The organism is Streptosporangium sp. NPDC051023 (genome assembly GCF_040689595.1).
Lineage (GTDB): Bacteria > Actinomycetota > Actinomycetes > Streptosporangiales > Streptosporangiaceae > Streptosporangium.
Window position 1 is genome coordinate 1 of record NZ_JBFBCE010000132.1, and the last position, 17,464, is coordinate 17,464.

Here is a 17,464-nt window from a genome sequence, read left to right on the forward strand (position 1 = left end):
GACGGAGTGTTCTGCCCCGTGGCCTGGGAATTTGTCAGGTTTCTGCCAGTTCTCGGGGGGTGAGCGTACGGCGGGCTGGTGACAGCCCGCCGGGGATGGTCAGGACAGACGCCAGGCCAGGACGGCGGCCAGGAGCAGCAGCGCGCCAGCGCCGAGCGTGAGGGCGGAGCCTCGGCGCAGGGTGCCGGTCTGCCACATGTGCGCTGCCACGTCTGCGGCGGTGCCGAGGGCGAGGATGGGGACGATCCAGGAGCGCACATCGTCGGCGCCCAGGGCGTGCACGAAGTACGGGCGGCCGAGCGCGACGAAGGCGCCGAGCAGGAGCGCTGCGGCGGCGACGGCCGCGCCGGTCCAGGCGTCCAACGGGGCAGGGGGACGGCGGGCGGTGGTGGTCACTTCTCGCCCTCGCCCCGCCAGTCGTCGTCGAGGACCTCGTGCACGCCGACTCGCTGCGGCTTGTCGGGGTAGGTGTCCTTGGGGGTGAGTATCTTCGCCAGGGCTGCGGCCAGGTTCTCTGTCCCACTCTTCTTCATGGGTCTTCTCCTTCGATCGGGCGCCCCGTGTGGGGGTGCCGGGTGTGGGGGTTGAGGGCTCTCAAACCCCGGTGGAGGGGGTGTCTGAGGGACCGCCACACCCGCCACACTTAGCCGTTCTCGCAGCTCAGGCCGGTGTGGCGGTGGCACGTGGCGGGTGTGGCGGTGTGGCGGTGCCACGTGGTACCGCCACGTGGCGGGCGTGGCGGTCAGGCGGCGGGCCAGTCGGCGACCTCCGGCGGTACGTCGAGCTCACCGCGCCGGATCGCGTCGGCGACGTCGACCAGGTGCTGACGCTCGTAGCCGCGGCCGCGCTCGCCGCCCCGCCAGAACGCGTTCGGCAGCGGCCGCACGCCGAGCGGGTTCAGCAGCGCGGCCAGTTCGTGCTCGGTCATGCCGAGCGCCTTGGCCAGGACTTCGCTGTGCAGGCGGCCGGTGTCCCAGGGCAGCGCGAGCGCCTGGACGACGAGTTCGGGCAGCGGCACCTCGGCGGCGTCGAGGTGGTGGATCTGTTCGGCGTGTAGCCGCGGCCGAGCCCCGGCGGGGTAGGGGTGCTCCCGGACCGGGCCGCGCGCCGATGGCTGCTGGCCGCGGGCGCGGGCCGCGATCGCCTCTGGATCGCCCCACCCGGCGGTGACGCCGCCCTGCAGTAGTGACAGGTGCGAGGCCGGACGCTGCGGCGTGGAGGACACGGGGGCGTCCGGCGGGCGGGTGCCCACCTCCCTGCTGGGGGCGCCGTCGGCGGCCGGGTGTGTGACGGCCGGGTCCCAGATGATGGGCTTGCCGCGCTCATCGGTGACGCCGGGCAGCTCGATCGGCTCCGGCGGGGTGAGCCGGGTGCGTTCCTCGGCGGTGCTGTAGAGCCACCGCATCCGCTCCAGCCGGGTGGCATACGCGTGGGCGGCGGCGCGCACGGCGTCCAGATCCCGGTCGGGCCGGTGGTTGGCGATCGCGATGGCCGCCGGGTGGATGTCGCGGGCGGGCAGCATGAAGTAGTTCTTCCAAGCCCGCGGCCCCAGGTCGTCGGGGCGGCGCAGGAACCCGGACCCTTGGTGGGGGACGTCCTGGGGGCTGACCCCGGTGTGGTAGTCGAACAGGTAATCGATCTCGGCCTGCACACTGGGGCGGATCTGCATCCGGGTGGTGCACTGCGTCTTGATGTCGGACGACAGGGCTGTCGCCGTCGACCGCAACACGGACAGCACGGCGTTGCAGGCCTCGTTGCCGCCGATGTCGACCAGCGTTTCCAGATGGGCGCGGATCTTACGGACGATGGGGTCGGCCACCTGCGTGCCGAGCACCTCCTTGCCCTCGTCCAGCATCAGGAAGATCGCAGGCACCTTCTCGGAGACCGGCAGCAACTGCACGTCCTGCTGCATCTTCAGCTCTGCGTGCGCAGACTTGCGGTCCCGGGCGGTGACCACGTGGGCATGCGCCATCAGCAGCGCCTCTTGCGGGCAGGGGGCGGCCCAGTCGATCGCGGGCCGGGTGGTCAGACCCTGCAGCCAGGGCGCCAGCCACGCCCGCGAGACGCCGCCGCCGTTGAGGTCCATGTGGTCGACCACGACGTCGCGCAGAGCCCCCAGGGCGGCGGTCAGGGAGTGCAGCACACCGGTCTTTCCGGAGCGTTTCTGGCCGACCACGAGCATCGTGGACTCGCGCAACGCCACGGTGACCGGGTTGCCGTCCCGGAATTCCCCGACGGTGACCACGCCGGGGTCGTTGATCGATCCGCCGAGCGTGATGCCGGGGTGGTCGATCGTCTCGACCAGCCGGTCGACGCGGGAGACCCCCATCCACATCGCGCCGCGAAACGGCCCCGGCAGCCACTCCACGCCGCACCCGTTGGGCAGGCGGGCGTCTTCGGCCAGGCCGCCGACGGCGCCCTTCAGGGTGCTGGTGCTGGAGGCACCCAAAGGTTGCAGCACCAGCAGGTCGTGGCCGCACTTGGACGGCCATTCCCGCACGTCTTCGATCTGGACGCCGATCTTGGCCACGCGTTTGACGCGGTCGGCCCATTCTTCGGCCAGGCCCGCATACCGGCGCACCACCATCGCACCTGTGCTGCCGGTCGAGGCTGTGCTTGGCGCGGGCTGCGGGGGGTGTGCCCACGGGGCGAGCAGGCCCGCGCCCAGGGCGCCCACACTCAGGGCGGCCAGTACGTTGAGGTTCCAGGGGGTGTCCAGCCAGGCCCAGGTCAGCCAGCCACCCGCACCCAGCCAGCAGCCGACCCGATATCCCAGGGTGCGCGGGTGGAGCTGGCCGCCGGCCAGTGCGGTGGCGATCACGCCGACCGTGGCGCCGGCGGCCGCCCACCAAGGGCCCAGCTCCAGGGCATTGCCGCCCGCGCCGAGCGCGGCCAGCACCAGCGCGCCCTGGCCGGTGGCCGAGACGGTGCCGCGCGGCAGCAACGACCAGTCCGCCCTCGGTGGCTGCGTCGTCTTGGTGGCCACGTGGTGCTCCCCTTCCTCGTTGTGCGGGCTGGTCAGACGTTCCAGTAGCGCTCGTTGGTGCGCGGCTGCAGGCGGCGGTCGATCTCAACCGCGTGTGAGCTGGAGAAGACGGCCGCGACTTCGTCGGCGGGGTTGGCGGCCACCGCCAGCGCCTCGTACAGATGCCGCATCGCCTCGACGACCTCGGGGTTGAGCGGGTAGTCGGCCTCCAGGCGTTCCATGAGGAGGCGGACGGCGGTAGCGGCCGCCAAGGGGAGTTCGCGCAGCATCTCCAGGTGGCCCTTGACGACCATCATGTCGTCGGAGGAGTAGCCGGCCGCGATGGTCGGCAGCTCGGTGGCGTGGGTGATGAGTCCGAAACTCACAGCAGCTCCTTGTGTGGTGGTGCCGGGCTGGGCCGGTGCGGGTGAGCGGGTGGGCAGGGTGGTTCGGGGGTGCGGGGGGCGAGCCAGGACGGATGAGGTCTGCGGCGCCGAATCTGCTTCAGACGCTTCGGTTGTCGGTCCAGGCGCGGTTTCGCCGGTGGTTCGGCGGGTCCGCCACCAGGCCCAGGTTTTGGCGGCCAGGCCGTCGGTCAGGTCGGCGTCCCACTGGCGGAGCCGGGCGGCGAACGCGCGCAGGCGGGGGGTGAGGCGCTGCCAGGTGCCGCTGAACCGGTGTCCGGTGCGGCGGTCGACCCACCCGGCGCTCGCGCGGACCCGGCCCCGGCTCCACCGGCCGACGGCGCGGGCGCGGCGGGCGGTAGCGCGGCCGGTACGGCGGGCCACGTCGGCGAACGCGGCGTCGCGGTCCTGGCCGTTGGCGCGGGCGCGGGCCAGGCGCGGTACGGCGCGGCCGTGCAGGGCGCGGACCGCCCGGCCTGCGGACCGTAGGCCTCGGACCGGTGCGGCGGCGTAGTGCCGGGCTCCGGCGGCCCCACTGCGGGGGCGGCCGCCGGGGCGGTCGGCGCCGGTCGGGCGGAACGCGCCCCGGGCGCGGGTGCCGCCAGAGCCACGATCGCCGAAGGAGTGCCGTCGGCCCCCTGCTGCCCGGCCGCCTCCGCCACGGCCGAGGCCCCCGCCGCTGCGGCCGAGCGACGGCATCCGCGAACTGGCAGACCGGCGCCCGGCGCCACCGGCCCCGGCACCGAACGTCATCCGCCGCCCGACGGCACCACGACCCGAGGGCAGGCCGAGGCCGCCCCGACCGCCACCGGGGCGCTGCGTTCGACCGCCGCCGGGCCGGTCCCGCCGCGGGTGCGCCTTGCGCCACCGCCGGTACCCGTAGCCGCCCGCTCCGGCCGCCGCCACCGCGCCACCCGCGGCCAGGCCGGCGGCGCCGACCGTGTTGTACAGACCAACACCGCCCAGGGTGAGAACCGAGGCGACCCCGACGGCCAGCTGCCCGGCCGGAGTGCCCAGCTGGGGTTCGGCCTTGGGGACGGCAGGCTCGCGGCGACGCGTTTCCGGAGCGGGCTCCTGCTCGGGTTCGGGGCGCTCGACCGGCTGCCAGCGCTCCGGTTCCGGTTCCGAAACGGTCACCTCCGGCGTCGAGGTGCTCACGGTGCACCGCCCGCCGGACCGGACCCGTTGACCGATCCGATGCCGGTCAGCGCGAGCGTCTTCGGCTGCTGCGGCTGCGTCTGGGCGGCCCTCGCCGCGGCCTTCTGCGCCTCCTCCTCGGCGGCCCGTTCGGCGGCTTCCTCACGCTCCCGGATCACGTCGGCGATCACGTAGCCCGCCTGCCGATCGGCGATCCCGAACTCGCGGGCCAGCCGGGACCGCACGGGCTTCGTCCCGCTGTCCAGGAGCATGCCGACGGCGATTGCGGCGAACCACTTACGGATCTCGCGCTCGGTGTCGGCGTCGAGCTGGCCGCTCGTTTCGGACTGATCCGGCTCGTCGCTTTCCCTGGCGGTCGCGTCGTCGCCGACGGGGGGCTCGGCGGGGTGTTCGTCCTGCTCAGGGGGTGATCCGGGGAACAGCTTGCGGAGCACATGGACGAGGAGATGTGTGCCGCAGAAGATCGTGCCGATCACCAGCAAGGCGATCACCAGCACCACCCCCCACGGCAGTGGCGGCACGTTCCCGGATCGGGGGTCAGGGGTGAACCAGCCGAGGCCGTGCAGGTACTGCAGCAGCCCGGAGGCGATGGTGAAGACGCCCACCACGGCCAGGCAGTAGCGGCGGGCGCCGGGCACGTTGCGCAGCACCAGGGCGGCGACGATGGCCACCACGATCAGCCCGTCGACGCCGATCCAGTACTGGTCGGCGGCGTCGTCGTCGATGTGTGCGGCGCGGGCTGCGTCCTGCAGGGCGCCCATGCCGACGCGCAGTCCGACGACGACGATGACGAGGACGCCGATGGCGAGGGCGACGACGGCGGCCACGTCCCAGCGGGAGCGGGCCGGGCGGCGGAGGGCGGTCCGGGCCGGGCGGGCAGGCGGCTTGGGGCGGGGCTCGATAGCCGTCTCTGTCATTTCCTCGGCCGGTTCGTCTTTCTCGGCCGGGCTGTCAGTGCGGCGCAGCCAGCCGGTCAGGCGGGCCCACCGGGACGGGCGTGGACCGGTCTGGGCAGGGTGGTCCGGGGTGGGCTCGTCGTGGTCGTCGGTGTGCTCGGCTGGCGTGGCTGCGGCCGGATCCGTAGCGTTCTTCACGGTCCTTCTCCTGCTGATGATCGGTGGGGCTGGGGATCGAGGTCCCGGGCCGCGATACCCGCGCGGCCCGGGACCGGCCGGGTTACTTCTTGGTGAGGTCGGGTTCGTCGCGGCGGCCGACACCGTTGAGGACTCGCCCACAGGAGCAGGTGTGGTCCATCAAGGAGTTGGAGCCGGTGCTGGTGACGCCGCAGCCGCCGCAGGTCACGGTGGTACCGCCGTGGTAGGTGTCGCCCTTGTCGCTGAACATCTCGGACTCCTTGTCCGTCAGGGGAGCGTCTGCTCCGGGCACCCGCCCAACCCGAGGGCTGGGCGAGCACCCGCACAGTGCGCTACGCCGGGCGGTAGTGGCGGGCGGCGCCCGGGCTGGTGTGGAGCGGGTCGTTCTCGCAGTCCGACGCCCATCCCTGGTGGGTCCAGCAGGTGCGGCGGTCGTCGCCGTGCATTCCGGTGGCCTCGCGGGCGTTGTCGTGTTCGATCGCCGCGGCGAGCTGCTCGTCGGGCGTCACGACGCGTCCCAAGGGGATTCGTGGCTGGTGGTGATGAACCAGCCGAGCTCGTCGTCGCTGTTGCGATCGAGGTCGTCGAGGAGCTCGTCGTCGCCCTGGGCGCAGCGCATGCACCCACGGGCGTGGGCGATCATCTGCTCGCGGGTCATCTGGTCGACGTCCATCACGCCTCCCCGGTCTGCTCGGCGCGGGCGATCGCCTCGGCGTGCTCGGCGGCGTCCAGGCCGATCCCGCAGTGTTCGTGCAGGGCTCGCTGGCCGTCGGCCCATCGCCGGTACGCGCTGCGGGCGTCCTGCTCGTTGATCTCCAGGGCGTGGGCGACCTGCGGCCAGGTCGCTCCGGCCTGCAGGGCGTGGTGGACATCGACCGGGTGGCGGACGATCCGGGCGATGGACTCGCCCAGCGTGAGCAGCTCGAGGTGCTCGGCGACCGTGAGGGGCACGCTGTCCTCAGTGCGGGCGACGTAGCCGCGCATGCCGAGCTCGGTGTAGCGCTCGAACATGCCGCTCACGCTCATGGTGGGCGGGATGTCGCGGGGGCCGACGATGCAGGGCGCGCTCACTTCTTGCCGCCCTTCGTGCCGCCCTTGGGGGCCACGACGGGCAGGTTCTTCTGCGCGTCCCACTGGGCGTCGTAGGCGTCTCGGACGCTCTGCGCCTCGCCGGAGTCCGTGAACGGGGTCTTTCCGGGGCTGAGGAATCTCACAGGGCACCTCCCACGGTGGGGAAGGTGCGGTGGCCGGGTGCGGCCGGTGTCGCGGATGAGGTTGGCGCGCAGGTCAGCGCACCCTTAAGGTCGTTCATCGTTCAGAGCTCCATGTGCGTGGGGCTGTGGATTGGGTAGAAGCCCGCCCGGTTGCCGCCGGGCGGGTCTTCTGCTTTCAGCGGTTGTGGCGGATTTCCGCCTCGCCGTCTTCCTGGCTGGTTCGGTAGGTGAGGGTGATGGGGCCGTACAGGTCGGCGACGCCCTCGGGGGTAAGCAGAGCGCCGGACGCGCTCGTCACGTACAGGCCGAGCTGGGTGTTGCCGTGCACCCACCAAAAGTGGCCGCGGTCGTCGGATACGACGTCGCCCGGGAGGAGCCCGGTCATGCGCTTTCCCTGACGGTGGTGGGGCGGTGGGTGAGGGCGAGCGGGCCGTGCATGCGGTCCAGCTCGTCGACGTGGAGGCTGGTGTCAGCGGCGTTGAGGGCGTGGGCGCCGTAGATGAACCAGGTGTGGCCGGTGGTGTCGGTGCAGGTGTCGCCGGGCTGGAGCTGGGGTTGTGTCACGGGCTCTCCTCGGTCGTTCCTTGGTTGGTGGTGGTGGCCCCGCCCTGGGGGTGGGGCGGGGCCGGTCCCGGGGCGCCCCCTCCGACGGCCCGGGGTGGTGCACCCGGCCGCCGCGTCTGCTGCGGGCGCGACGGCCGGGCTGTTTTAGGGGGTTGGCCAGTGGATGCCGTTCGGCGCTGATTGGCACAGTCCGTTGCGGCCGGGCCGCACCCAGTTGGTGCCCCACCCGGTGTCGATGGGGACGATGACGGCGTCGCAGGAGGCGCAGCGGCGGGTTGGCGGGCGGGTGGTGGTCACGGCGTCGCCTTCCGGTTGGGGCTGTCCTGCTCGGCGATGCGGTGGGAGAGGACGTCCGGGCAGTAGGCGCTGACCCCGGACCGCAGGTCCGGCTTGCGGGCCGGGTCGTCGCGGGGGCAGGCGAACCAGGCGCTCAGGTCGCCGGTGCGCCAGATGAACCACCCTGGATGCTGGGCCTTCAGGCGGTCGAGGGCCTCCGGGGTGGAGAGACCCTTCAGGTCACCGGCGGTCATCGGGTCGCCTCCGGGTGCCGTCTCCGGACATCTGCCGCCGCAGTGGGGGATGTCCGGAGACGGCTGGTGCATCCACGGGCGGTGAGGGTGCCTGTGGTGCACACTGGGAACGCGGCGACGGTCCTTGTGGCGAAGGTGAGGGACAGGGGTCCACCGCCGCCGCGCTCGTCTAGAAATCTGTGATGTTCCGTCCCTGTTTGGGGGCGGAACATAGCGACCCTGCCATGCCCTGCTACGTCCTGCCATGCCCTGTCCCGGCAGAGAGGGGCAGGGCATGATCGTCTACGGTCGGCATCATGATCGATTTCGATGCGCCCGAAACGGTGTGGGAGCAGCTGTACGCCATCCTGCGCGAACGCATCGAAACTGGCGTCTACCCGGAACAGCGGATCATCCCCAGCATCACGCAGCTCGAGCAGGAGTTCAGCGTCGCTCGAGGGACCGTCCGAAAGGTCCGCGACAAGCTGGCTGACGAGGGCTTTCTGCGTCCGGTGTCCGGCCGGGGAACCTTCGTGCGCCCGCGAAACGAGTGGGGCGCGCAGGTCGACGAGTAGCGTCACCCGTTTGCTCCTGTCTCGTCTTGGGCGAGTGCGTCGTGAAGGTGCTCCAGGCTGTCTCGACTCACGGTGGTTCCGACGGTCGGGTTCGTGGCCCACCAAGAGCCGGTGCCGAGCTGCCAAAGCAGCCAGTCCGGGTGGGCGGCGCGAACGTCGTCAGCCGTAATCGCTCGTGTTTTAGTCATGGGGCCTACACTCCGCGTAGCGGTTGGGGTGATCCCATGGTGCCCGCCGCGTCGATAAGTTGCAAGACCCAAACTAGCAAGAATCAAAAACAAGATTTATCATGGGCCTCTCAGCCTCAGGAGGCACCCCTCATGACCAACAGCCACAGTCCCACGGTGAGACGCCGCCGCCTTTCAGCAGCGCTTCGTAAGGCTCGAGAACAAGCGGGGATGACGGCTGACACAGCAGCCAAGCAACTCCGCTGGCCAGCCTCGAAGGTGACCCGTATTGAGCGCAACGAGTGGAGACGTCCCACGGTCAGTGACGTCACTGACCTGCTCGACGTCTACGGCGTCACCGACGAAGCGATGCGGCAGGCCATGGTCACGCTTGCCCGCCAAGCTCGCGAGCGCGGATGGTGGGAAGGCGAGCTCCGAGCTGAGCTGGGCGGCAGCCTCGTTGAGTTCGAAACGGAAGCCTCGCGGATTCGCACGTTCGAAGCATTGCTCGTTCCTGGGTTACTTCAGACTGCCGACTATGCCCGCGCCGTTTTCCGGGGCGGCATGGTCATCGACGGAGAGACAATCGAACGGCGTGTGCACGCCCGCCTCGCACGCCAACGAATCCTAGAACGCGATCAGCCGCCGAACCTGTGGGCGGTCATCGACGAGGCGGCGCTTGCCAAGCATGTCGGCGGTGTTGCGGCCATGCGTGAGCAGATCCATCACCTGATCACCATGGCGGCCCGGCCGAACATCGGCATCCAGGTGTTGCCGAACGCGGTAGGAGCACACGCCTCCATGACGGGTTCGTTCACCATCCTGTCGTATCCCGCACCGGACGATCCCGAACTCGTCTACATCGAAACCGGAACCAACGGGGACCTCTACCTCGAAGGGGCGGAGGAGGTCGAGCGCTATACGCTCAAGTACGACCACGTGCGCGCCTCGGCGCTCAGTGCTGACGCCTCGGTGGCGTACTTGGCTGACCTGGCCCAACAACTGAAGTAGGCGAGATCATGGAGCTAACCCACTCCCACGAACTCACCTGGCGCAAGTCCAGCCTCAGCAGTGCAGAGGGGGGCAACTGCGTCGAGGTGGCGACCAACCTGCCCGGTGTCGTCGCGGTGCGCGACAGCAAGGACCCATCTGGCCCGGCGCTGGCCTTCACCCCGACGGGGTGGAGCGCCTTCGTCGACGGCGTGAAGGGCGGCGCGTTCGAGTAGTCCGCCGCGCGTGACGCGCGCCTGACAAACAGCGGGCTCGCCTGGTGTTCCAGCACTAGGCGAGCCCTTGATCCACCCCTGCTGAGACCAGGAGAGACCCAGTGGGCACGATATCGTGCGCGCCCGCGTGCGCCTGCACGCATCCAGGCGGAGACGCCTCATGACGAGCGCGCTCTCGCACGCCGAGGAGACCTCGACTCGGCGGCCACCGACCGCCGCGCAGCTCTACACCGACGCCGTCTGGGAGTCGAAGCACCTCACCCCCAACGAGCGCCTCATCTGCCTGTCGTACGCCGACCACGCTCATGAGGCCGGGCGCCCAGTAGACCGAGCGTGGGTCACCACGGCGCGCCTCATGGAGCGCACCGGCATGTCCAAGGGGGCGGTCATCCAGGCGCGTAACGGCGCTGTCGGCAAAGGGTGGCTGACCGACATCGGGTCGCGGCCGGGGCACAAGCAGATCAGGGTCTACCGGCTCCGGGCGCCCGACGAGTCCGCCGCCTTGTCGTCTTCGACCGCAGGGCGAGGCCGGGACGGCAAGGGGCGCTTCGCCGCCAAACCGGTCCAGGAGGAAGACCGGTTCACCACGGAACCGGTCCATGCTGTGAACCGGTCTGGCGAGACCACCGAACCGGCCCCCGCCGTGAGCATCGACGTAAACGTGCAGGTAGAAGGCCTAAATGAGCGAACCGGTCCACCACATGAACCGGTCCACGCCATGGAGGCAAACTGGTCCACGACACGGACCGGAACCGGTCCACAGGATGGACCCGACTCTCTTACAGACTCTCTTGCTCACTCTCTTCTCGGCGCGGGCACCTCGGCAGAGGGGACTGAGAGGAGAGAAGATCGTCAACGAGAAGAAGAACCAACCCCGCCCTCCGCTGAGGTGCCGACCGTGCCCGGCATCCCCGCCGACCTCGCCCAGCGGATCATGGCGAAGACCACCGCGACCGCCGACGAGCTGGCACGGATCATCGCCGACGCCAAGCGCGACGGCATCCGCAGGCCCGTCGACTGGCTGCGCAGCGAGGCAGGCGTCGCGGACTTCCCCGTGCGCCTGGACGACCTCCGCGCCACCCCGGCCGTAGCGTCCGGACCGCCGCCCGTCGCCGACTACCGGGCCGCCGTCCGCTCCGCCTGCGCCGAGCACGGCACCCCCGGCGGGGCTGACCGCTGTGCCCTGTGCCGCAAGAAGAAACCCATCGCCCCGCCGCCCGTCGCCAAGGTCCCCCAGCAGCGCGACGACAAGCCGTTGCCATCCGTCGACCAGTCCATCGCCGCCGCCAAAGCCGAGCTGGACGCCTTGCGCGCCTCACTGGACCACAAGAGCCGCACCGGGCCCACCCACGTCATTCGTCCCAGGCAAGTCTCAAACGAGCTTCCCGCCGAGGTCCAGGCCGCTCACGACAACCTCGACTTCCTCGGCGACGGAAAGTTCACCCTCCTTGCCGCCGCTCGCGAGAAGCTAGGCCCCGAGGCGCACCGCAACGAGGTTGTGCTCCTCGCCGACCGGCTCGCCACAACCAATTCCACGCTGGTGGGGCAACAGCCATGACCAACGAGAGGTGGCCAGATGTCCCCGCGGGAGCGATACCGCGAGATCGCCGATGACCTACGCCGACGGATCCACGAAGGCGAGTGGCAGCCCGGCGAGACCATTCCCAGGATGGTTGACCTGGGCCGTCACTATGGTGCGGCGCGGGGCTCCGTCGCTCAGGCAATCCACCGCCTTGAAGCTGACGGGCTGCTCAGCTCCACCCCGCGCCGGGGAACGGTTGTGTGCGACCCAGAGGCCAAGCCGACCGCAGGCTCAGGCGACATCGAGGAGACGTCGGCCGCGATCGATCGGCATCTCGACGTGATCCGCGGGGACCTCGCCGAGCTGAAGGCCGGCCGGGTCGAGATCCGCGACCTCCTCGCCCGCGTGGTGGCCCGCCTCGAGGGCGTTCAGCCGTGACCTCCTTCCCTGCCGCATGTGTCGGGATCCCCGCCGACGGTTCAGCGTTACGGCGGGGACTGGAGTGCGGAGCCGGCGTCAGCAGTTGGGGACGACGCTCGCCACAACGAAGGGGATGCTGTGGGAGGGCGTGTACTCGGAGAGCTGCCCGAGGGATACGCAGGGGCCTGCCTCGTACCAGGAGCCCATGCCGGAATTGGGGTTGGGGTGGGTGACGTAGATGAGGACGGCGTACCGGGCGTAGCCTTCGGTGCAGAGCGCCCAGGCGGTGCGGGTGCCCTCGTACCTGCCGACCGAGCAGTTGACGGCGGAGGCGTTTGCGGGAGAGGTCGCGCCGAAGAGCGCGGTGACGGCGAGGAGAGCTGCGGCGGACAGAGCCGCGGTGTGTTTTCTGAGGTGCATGTGCTGACCTCCAGCAGGTTGGCTGGTGCGTGGATGGTCCCCCGAAGGGGTGCACTATTAAGAAAGCTTCTTATTAGAAGATAAACGGGTGCCGTACGCCGTCAAGGCCCCTCTCTCCCAATCGGTCGCCCTACAGGTAGCGTGACCCTCGTGAGCACCCGGCCCATCAAGGAGGACCCACAGGATCCCCAGGTGATCTTGCGAGATCTCCCCGAGCAGGAGCGGCCGGAGTTCCTGCGCCAGTACCGGGCAGCCCTCGAGGCGGCCCGGGACGACGTCGCCCGCCATAAGGATCTGAGGCAGTTGCTGCACCGCTGGCGCCTCGTCGTGGTCGCCGCGACCAGGCCCGGCTACTACGAGGCGATCGAGGCAGCCCGAACCGGCACTGGCGTGCCGCTGGACGAGGCGATCGGTGCCGAGCTGGCCCACCGCGGGTGATGTCTACTCCTCAGGTCTAACCTTGCCCTTGTACCTGCGGATGGGCCGCGGTTCCAGGTCCGCGAACCCGCCGGTCCGCGGAGGCTGTGCCTCGCCCTGAGACTTCCGGCGAGGTTTCGACGGGGTGGGCACTACCTGTCGTCGCCGCCGGGTGGCGGGGTGGACGAGGAGTTCCTCGATCGCGGCGACGTCTTCAGGGGAGAACCGGAGCTGGCCGAGGACTTTATGGCTGGGCCACTCGCCGGACGCCGCCTTGCGATGGATTCCGGAGACCGAGTCGCCGAGGCCGAGATGCCGCGCCAGCTCATGCTTGTCTATCCAGGGGCGGCGCCCGGCGGTCATGGGGCGCCGGCCGGGCGACGGAGCCGGTGCGTTGGCAGGCCGCGGTCGCGCAGCGGTGCCACAACCCCTGGCAGAGGCGCAGGCCGGGACTGTCGGATGCGATGCTGAGGGGTGGGCGCTGGCGGGGCCTTTGGTGGTTCGGTGACCGGGCGGCGTTCGTGCATCGTGAGGATCTCGGTGATGTGCTCCTGGGTGAACCGGTACTGGCCGGCGAGCAGCAGGTGGGGGATGAGCCGTCGGCGGCATTGCTCTTCAATCCAGGAGACTTTCAGATCGAGGAGCTCGGCGAGCTGATGCTTGTTGATGATCTGTGGAGCGCCGGGCGCCCTCTCTAACTCATCGTGTTTTTCTGACAACTCTCAGTCCTTTCTCCTGGTTGCTCAAGGTTCGCGGGTGAAGAGAGGCAACGCGCGGATTCCGGACGTGTAGTTGGCGTTCCAGCCGAGGCGGATCTGTACGAGTGTGTTGTCTCGTCGCTGGGCTGGCACGCTGGAGCCCCAGCCGCTGCACCCACATGACGGCCTCCTGGGGCCGGCGTACGGTCGAGGCATGGCCACGGACGACGAGGAAGAGCCGCCGATCTGCGGCACCTGCCTAGGCGCGCAGGGCGAATGGATCAACCAGAACGGGAACGGCCCCGCGCAGTCGGTGTGGGTGCCGTGCGGGACGTGCAGCGGGTCGGGGCGGGCATGACCGATCCGATCACCTGCCCGGAGTGTGAAGGCCGCAAAGGGCAGCGCCTCGGCGAGCTGTTCCTCGCGTGCCGATTCTGCGGCGGCCTCGGCTGGGTCGGCGGCCGCAACGAGCCCGCCGAGCGGGGGGAGTGCCCGCCGCCCGCCGGGCCACCGCCGGTGTGGGAGCACCGGGTGTGGCAGGAGCCTGCGGTGGCGGCCGCGCTGCTGTGCCGGTACTGCCTCGGCTCCCGCCAGGTGACGACCATGAACGAGGAGGCGCGGACGATGACGATGGCAGCCTGCCCGGAATGCGCGGCGTAATTCGTACGGTAGTTCGCGCAGTAGTTCGTGTGTTAGTTCGCGCGGTGATGCGAACCGTGGAAAGTTACATGTACTTAGCGTCTGGCTCGTCTACTGTGGTGATGCACGCGTCTTAGAAGTACCGCGTTATGTGGCACTTCATAACGTGTGCATCACGAAGCCCCGACACCGTTTCAGCCGATAGTCGGGGCCTCGTCCCGCGGGCTCAGTTAACCGAAAGGTTAGCTGGGCCTGCGCCGGGTCAGCAGCCAGACCGCCATGACCGCAAGGGCTCCCACGGGGAGAAGCCATCGCCAGTCGAAGCGGTCTGACCTCCTACTAGTTCTTCGCGCATGCTTTGCCATGGGCGTCCCCTCCTCTGGACCGGCATGACCCGTAATGGGGGATTGACCCCGGTCCTCCCAGTCGATCCCGCGGGATCCGGCTGAGGCGAAGAACGGCGAGTGCTGCGTTCTCGAACGAGACGAAAGCTATCAGCGTTTTTGTGAGACGACTTCGATATTCGGGGTTCTACAAGTTTTGGAGAGCGCTGTAGGGCTCTACAGAATTTGTTTCCGCTGAGTAGAATGTGCAGGTCAGCGGCGCGAGAATAGTGGGCACCGCCTTTTTGTCCCTGATTGTCACGCCGGGTGTTGGCGGTGGCCCCGCTGCCACCCCTCCAGGAAACAGCGGGGCCACCGGTTCCCGGTCCGCCTGGTGACGCAGGCTGGGTGTGGGCCGGGAGGTCTTCAGGGCTGGTGGACGCCGTTCGGAGCCTGGTCACACAGCCCGCCGCCCCCCTGGGCGAGCCAAATCGTGCCGAGGCCGATCCTGGTGGCGGAGATCGGTGCCCTGCAGGAACCGCACCGGGAGCGCGGGGTGGCCGGGGGTGTGATGTCCGTCAGCCACAGCCAGGCGCGCCGGGCGGCGGCCCACAGGCCGGCGGGGGAGTTGTCGCCAGCGGGCTGTGTCATGGGGATGACCGTACGTGACTATGTCTATACCTGTCTATAGCTAGGGACACCTATGGGTATCTATGAGTGCACGTCAATAGCTACGTACGGTCAGATACATGATCGAGTACGACCCGACCGAGCCGAAGTGGCGGCAGATCTACGCCGTCGTCCGCCGGCGTATCGAGTCCGGCGAGTACGCGCCCAAGAGCCTCGTCAGCGAAGTGAAGCTCGAGGCCGAATTCGGCGTGACACGCACCACCATCCGGAAGGTCACCGCGCAGCTCCGCGAGGACGGGCTGATCATCACCCGGCCGTCCATGGGCAGCTTCGTGACCGACCAGGAGGTCCGGTCGGCTGAGTAGCCGGACATGCCCTGCACTTCCGGAAGGAGTTCGCGCTTGGAGCCGGCGGCTGGGTGAGTGTGGATGTCCGCCCCGGTCGTGCGGTTGAGACCGGGCATCCGAAAGGGGCGAGAGTCCGAGGTGCTGCCCGCAGACCGGTGGGTGATCGTGGGGGAGGAGCCGTCTCCCGTGGGAGAAAAATGGGAGATCCAGCCCCTCCTCGCATGGGCTGAGATGCGCTCAGCTGCGCTGACGTAACGCCTTCTACCTGGGCATTTCAAGAATGCCCAGGTAGATCTTTTGCGCCGACCGCGTTCACACCGAAGAGGTCACTGGTTCGATCCCAGTATCGCCCACACAGATGTGACGCAGGTCAGAGCCCGTCGGTTGACACCAGCCGGCGGGCTTTTTGCTGTCTGCCCAAGATCGAACACGGGTTTTGGGCACAGAATGGGCACAGACCTCGGAGATCCACCCTCGCGACCCGCTCCGTCTCGCCCTCGTCACCTCCTCGCTTCCGCTAGAAGCGAAGCCCTGTCCGCCTGCCTGACCGCCCTGCGCCGGAGCATCTTCGGCCGGAGAATCTGGGACACCGCCGCATCCCGGTACGGCTCGAGCAGCCGATCGAGAAGCGGCACCGTCGACCGGCGAGGAACACCGGCCTGCGCCCACGCCACCTCCAGGGCGGCCCGCTCCATGAGCGCGGTCTCCCACCGCTTCTGCAACGCCTCCACCACCTCGCCCCGCATCTGCTCCGACACGTGCGTGTAGTGATCCCGCATCGCCGAGGCGATCCGCACGTCGTCCTCCACCGAGTGCCCCATCCGCTCATCCCGCAGGATGTCGGCCACCCTGTCCTCACCCATCCACGTCTGGTTGGCATGGCGCAGCCCGTGCGTCGTCAGGCCGTGCCGCACCGGAAGCCAGGACGCGATCGGCGTATCCGCCGGCAAGGTCCGGCGCCCCCGACTCCGTTCGGCAAGGCGGGGCGCCACGAACACCTGGCCTCGCTCCACGGCAGGCCAAGGGACGACCGGGGTCCCAGGCCATCCATGGGAAAGGTCCACCAGGACGGGCAGAGCAGGGCGAGGGCTCTTCCCGCCTTCCTCCGGGTATCGGCCGTCGGCCGCAGACCGGATGACTCGGCGCCCGAAGTTGCTGCGCCTCGGATGGCCACCTTCGGGCCCCAGGAAGAGATACTCCCCGCCTTCGCACCAGTCAGGGTCGCCTGGCTCGCGCTTGCGCGGCGTGCAAGTGCACCAGCGCGGCTGGAGGTTGCGAGCAGCTCGTCGAGGAACGGAGGCAGGTCGAGCTCCAGCGCGCCTACTGGGCGGCGGACGCCCGTGTGCAGGAGGTCACCGACGCTCTGCCGTCCTCCCAGGAGATCCTGGAAGGGTTCATGACGGACGAACAGCGGGCCGAGCTCGCGCAGGTGCGGGAGGCCCGCCTGCAGGCACTCGAGGCGCTCAACAAGCACCCGTGGTGGGCGGAGCAGCGGGACCGGCACGCGGCGTGGATGGCGCTACAGAAAGCCGCCAAGGCCTGACCGGGCGGCGTGCCCCGCGCTGGTGGCCAGGGCACGCCCACCGGGTTCAGGGGATGTAAATGGTGAAGTAGTAGCCGAGCGGTCGGTACTGGTCTTCGTACCGCCGACAGGCACCGAGTCCAGTGAAATCGCCATGTTCATAGGCGTCCTGGAAGCCGACCCGGCAGGCAGCCATGGTCTCGTAGCGACGGGACCAATACCAGTCTGGCGGCAGCGGAGAGAAGGCGTGGCTCTGGGCCGAGGCACCAGCCTGGTGGACGGACGCAGAGGCGGAGGCGGAGGCGGCGCCGGACAGAACGGCGGCGCCCAGCGCCGTCGCGAGTAGCGCGGCGGATAGTCGACGGATCTTCACGGTGACTCCTTATGGCTGGGTAGGAGAACACCCCCAGATGAGCACCGATCGGTGGGGGTGGGGAGCTACCGGTTTCCCATATTTCGGCTGCATGGTCGGCTTTGGGTGGATGTTGCGCCTGGCCTGAACAGCAGGAAGCCCCGCTCGCGGGGCGCTTTCGTGCTGTCTGGCCCGGCCCGCTTAGGGCTTGCAGATAAATAACCCGTAGCTTTCGAGGGTATCGCTCGTTGGTGTGGTATGGGCGTAGCAGCTGAGACGGTGGCATTGCTGGCAGCGA

At 69.6% G+C, this 17,464-nt stretch carries 30 protein-coding genes; 11 read left to right on the top strand and 19 right to left on the bottom strand.

Features of this window, described 5'->3' with window-relative positions; all coding sequences use genetic code 11:
* Positions 1-99: 99 nt before the first annotated feature.
* The 14 genes from AB0395_RS44770 to AB0395_RS44835 all read right to left on the bottom strand — a co-directional run bounded on the left by AB0395_RS44770 (position 100) and on the right by AB0395_RS44835 (position 7,929).
* Positions 100-396, bottom strand: coding sequence for a hypothetical protein (locus tag AB0395_RS44770; protein WP_366293376.1), 297 nt, complete (start codon positions 394-396; stop codon positions 100-102).
* The gene (locus AB0395_RS44775; protein ID WP_366293378.1) at positions 393-533 is read right to left on the bottom strand and encodes a hypothetical protein; all 141 of its coding nucleotides are present in this window, start codon (positions 531-533) and stop codon (positions 393-395) included. Before AB0395_RS44775 ends, AB0395_RS44770 begins: the two co-directional genes overlap by 4 nt.
* 209 nt (positions 534-742) lie before the next feature.
* On the bottom strand, positions 743-2,986 hold the full coding sequence (locus AB0395_RS44780) for a hypothetical protein (protein WP_366293381.1): 2,244 nt from the start codon (positions 2,984-2,986) through the stop codon (positions 743-745).
* A 32-nt stretch (positions 2,987-3,018) separates the two neighbouring features.
* Positions 3,019-4,527 (bottom strand): hypothetical protein, encoded by a 1,509-nt coding sequence (locus AB0395_RS44785; RefSeq protein ID WP_366293384.1) that lies wholly within the window; start codon positions 4,525-4,527, stop codon positions 3,019-3,021.
* Positions 4,524-5,621 (bottom strand): hypothetical protein, encoded by a 1,098-nt coding sequence (locus AB0395_RS44790; protein ID WP_366293387.1) that lies wholly within the window; start codon positions 5,619-5,621, stop codon positions 4,524-4,526. Before AB0395_RS44790 ends, AB0395_RS44785 begins: the two co-directional genes overlap by 4 nt.
* 82 nt (positions 5,622-5,703) lie before the next feature.
* Entirely contained in the window at positions 5,704-5,871 is a 168-nt protein-coding gene (locus AB0395_RS44795) for a hypothetical protein (protein WP_366293390.1), read from the bottom strand.
* Between the two features lie 82 nt (positions 5,872-5,953).
* Positions 5,954-6,130, bottom strand: a complete 177-nt coding sequence (locus AB0395_RS44800; RefSeq protein WP_366293393.1) for a hypothetical protein — start codon at positions 6,128-6,130, stop codon at positions 5,954-5,956.
* Positions 6,127-6,294 carry a hypothetical protein gene (locus tag AB0395_RS44805; protein ID WP_366293396.1) on the bottom strand — a complete coding sequence of 56 codons (168 nt, stop codon included), beginning with the start codon at positions 6,292-6,294 and terminating at the stop codon, positions 6,127-6,129. The genes AB0395_RS44800 and AB0395_RS44805 overlap by 4 nt, the downstream gene beginning before the upstream one ends.
* Complete coding sequence (locus AB0395_RS44810; protein WP_366293399.1) at positions 6,294-6,692, bottom strand: hypothetical protein; 399 nt, start codon at positions 6,690-6,692, stop codon at positions 6,294-6,296. The genes AB0395_RS44805 and AB0395_RS44810 overlap by 1 nt, the downstream gene beginning before the upstream one ends.
* The gene (locus AB0395_RS44815) at positions 6,689-6,835 is read right to left on the bottom strand and encodes a hypothetical protein (RefSeq protein WP_366293401.1); all 147 of its coding nucleotides are present in this window, start codon (positions 6,833-6,835) and stop codon (positions 6,689-6,691) included. The genes AB0395_RS44810 and AB0395_RS44815 overlap by 4 nt, the downstream gene beginning before the upstream one ends.
* 175 nt (positions 6,836-7,010) lie before the next feature.
* Positions 7,011-7,220 (bottom strand): hypothetical protein, encoded by a 210-nt coding sequence (locus AB0395_RS44820; RefSeq protein WP_366293403.1) that lies wholly within the window; start codon positions 7,218-7,220, stop codon positions 7,011-7,013.
* Positions 7,217-7,399: a hypothetical protein gene (locus tag AB0395_RS44825; protein ID WP_366293405.1), complete on the bottom strand. Its 183-nt coding sequence runs from the start codon at positions 7,397-7,399 to the stop codon at positions 7,217-7,219. The genes AB0395_RS44820 and AB0395_RS44825 overlap by 4 nt, the downstream gene beginning before the upstream one ends.
* Positions 7,400-7,543: 144 nt before the next feature.
* Positions 7,544-7,696, bottom strand: coding sequence for a hypothetical protein (locus tag AB0395_RS44830; RefSeq protein WP_366293407.1), 153 nt, complete (start codon positions 7,694-7,696; stop codon positions 7,544-7,546).
* On the bottom strand, positions 7,693-7,929 hold the full coding sequence (locus tag AB0395_RS44835; protein ID WP_366293410.1) for a hypothetical protein: 237 nt from the start codon (positions 7,927-7,929) through the stop codon (positions 7,693-7,695). Before AB0395_RS44835 ends, AB0395_RS44830 begins: the two co-directional genes overlap by 4 nt.
* A 296-nt stretch (positions 7,930-8,225) precedes the next feature.
* Between AB0395_RS44835 and AB0395_RS44840 the strand changes: the two genes are divergently transcribed.
* The 5 genes from AB0395_RS44840 (at position 8,226) to AB0395_RS44860 (ending at position 11,836) form a co-directional block, all read left to right on the top strand.
* Entirely contained in the window at positions 8,226-8,483 is a 258-nt protein-coding gene (locus AB0395_RS44840) for a GntR family transcriptional regulator (RefSeq protein WP_366293413.1), read from the top strand.
* Positions 8,484-8,803: 320 nt separating this feature from the next.
* On the top strand, positions 8,804-9,661 hold the full coding sequence (locus tag AB0395_RS44845) for a helix-turn-helix transcriptional regulator (RefSeq protein ID WP_366293416.1): 858 nt from the start codon (positions 8,804-8,806) through the stop codon (positions 9,659-9,661).
* An 8-nt stretch (positions 9,662-9,669) separates the two neighbouring features.
* The gene (locus AB0395_RS44850) at positions 9,670-9,876 is read left to right on the top strand and encodes a DUF397 domain-containing protein (protein ID WP_366293417.1); all 207 of its coding nucleotides are present in this window, start codon (positions 9,670-9,672) and stop codon (positions 9,874-9,876) included.
* Between the two features lie 160 nt (positions 9,877-10,036).
* Positions 10,037-11,434 (top strand): helix-turn-helix domain-containing protein, encoded by a 1,398-nt coding sequence (locus AB0395_RS44855; protein ID WP_366293419.1) that lies wholly within the window; start codon positions 10,037-10,039, stop codon positions 11,432-11,434.
* An 18-nt stretch (positions 11,435-11,452) separates the two neighbouring features.
* The gene (locus AB0395_RS44860) at positions 11,453-11,836 is read left to right on the top strand and encodes a winged helix-turn-helix domain-containing protein (protein WP_366293421.1); all 384 of its coding nucleotides are present in this window, start codon (positions 11,453-11,455) and stop codon (positions 11,834-11,836) included.
* A gap of 78 nt (positions 11,837-11,914) precedes the next feature.
* On the opposite strand, the gene AB0395_RS44865 is transcribed toward AB0395_RS44860, so the two are convergent.
* The gene (locus tag AB0395_RS44865; RefSeq protein WP_366293423.1) at positions 11,915-12,238 is read right to left on the bottom strand and encodes a hypothetical protein; all 324 of its coding nucleotides are present in this window, start codon (positions 12,236-12,238) and stop codon (positions 11,915-11,917) included.
* A gap of 150 nt (positions 12,239-12,388) precedes the next feature.
* Here AB0395_RS44865 and AB0395_RS44870 point away from each other — a divergent pair, with 150 nt between their 5' ends.
* Entirely contained in the window at positions 12,389-12,676 is a 288-nt protein-coding gene (locus AB0395_RS44870) for a DUF6247 family protein (RefSeq protein WP_366293426.1), read from the top strand.
* Between the two features lie 3 nt (positions 12,677-12,679).
* Here AB0395_RS44870 and AB0395_RS44875 read toward each other — a convergent pair whose 3' ends face one another.
* Positions 12,680-13,018, bottom strand: coding sequence for a hypothetical protein (locus tag AB0395_RS44875; RefSeq protein ID WP_366293428.1), 339 nt, complete (start codon positions 13,016-13,018; stop codon positions 12,680-12,682).
* A gap of 101 nt (positions 13,019-13,119) precedes the next feature.
* On the opposite strand from AB0395_RS44875, the gene AB0395_RS44880 reads away from it, so the two are divergent.
* The 3 genes from AB0395_RS44880 (at position 13,120) to AB0395_RS44890 (ending at position 14,013) form a co-directional block, all read left to right on the top strand.
* A complete protein-coding gene (locus tag AB0395_RS44880; protein WP_366293431.1) occupies positions 13,120-13,353 on the top strand; it encodes a hypothetical protein in 234 nt (77 codons plus the stop codon).
* Positions 13,354-13,567: 214 nt separating this feature from the next.
* Positions 13,568-13,711, top strand: coding sequence for a hypothetical protein (locus AB0395_RS44885; RefSeq protein WP_366293433.1), 144 nt, complete (start codon positions 13,568-13,570; stop codon positions 13,709-13,711).
* The gene (locus AB0395_RS44890; RefSeq protein WP_366293436.1) at positions 13,708-14,013 is read left to right on the top strand and encodes a hypothetical protein; all 306 of its coding nucleotides are present in this window, start codon (positions 13,708-13,710) and stop codon (positions 14,011-14,013) included. The genes AB0395_RS44885 and AB0395_RS44890 overlap by 4 nt, the downstream gene beginning before the upstream one ends.
* 728 nt (positions 14,014-14,741) lie before the next feature.
* Here AB0395_RS44890 and AB0395_RS44895 read toward each other — a convergent pair.
* Positions 14,742-14,966: a hypothetical protein gene (locus AB0395_RS44895; protein WP_366293439.1), complete on the bottom strand. Its 225-nt coding sequence runs from the start codon at positions 14,964-14,966 to the stop codon at positions 14,742-14,744.
* Positions 14,967-15,064: 98 nt separating this feature from the next.
* On the opposite strand from AB0395_RS44895, the gene AB0395_RS44900 reads away from it, so the two are divergent.
* Entirely contained in the window at positions 15,065-15,310 is a 246-nt protein-coding gene (locus AB0395_RS44900) for a winged helix-turn-helix domain-containing protein (RefSeq protein ID WP_366293441.1), read from the top strand.
* Between the two features lie 482 nt (positions 15,311-15,792).
* Here AB0395_RS44900 and AB0395_RS44905 read toward each other — a convergent pair whose 3' ends face one another.
* Complete coding sequence (locus AB0395_RS44905; RefSeq protein ID WP_366293444.1) at positions 15,793-16,242, bottom strand: hypothetical protein; 450 nt, start codon at positions 16,240-16,242, stop codon at positions 15,793-15,795.
* Positions 16,243-16,634: 392 nt separating this feature from the next.
* On the opposite strand from AB0395_RS44905, the gene AB0395_RS44910 reads away from it, so the two are divergent.
* Entirely contained in the window at positions 16,635-16,835 is a 201-nt protein-coding gene (locus tag AB0395_RS44910; RefSeq protein WP_366293446.1) for a hypothetical protein, read from the top strand.
* A gap of 46 nt (positions 16,836-16,881) precedes the next feature.
* On the opposite strand, the gene AB0395_RS44915 is transcribed toward AB0395_RS44910, so the two are convergent.
* Positions 16,882-17,187 (bottom strand): hypothetical protein, encoded by a 306-nt coding sequence (locus AB0395_RS44915; protein WP_366293450.1) that lies wholly within the window; start codon positions 17,185-17,187, stop codon positions 16,882-16,884.
* Positions 17,188-17,464: the final 277 nt, after the last annotated feature.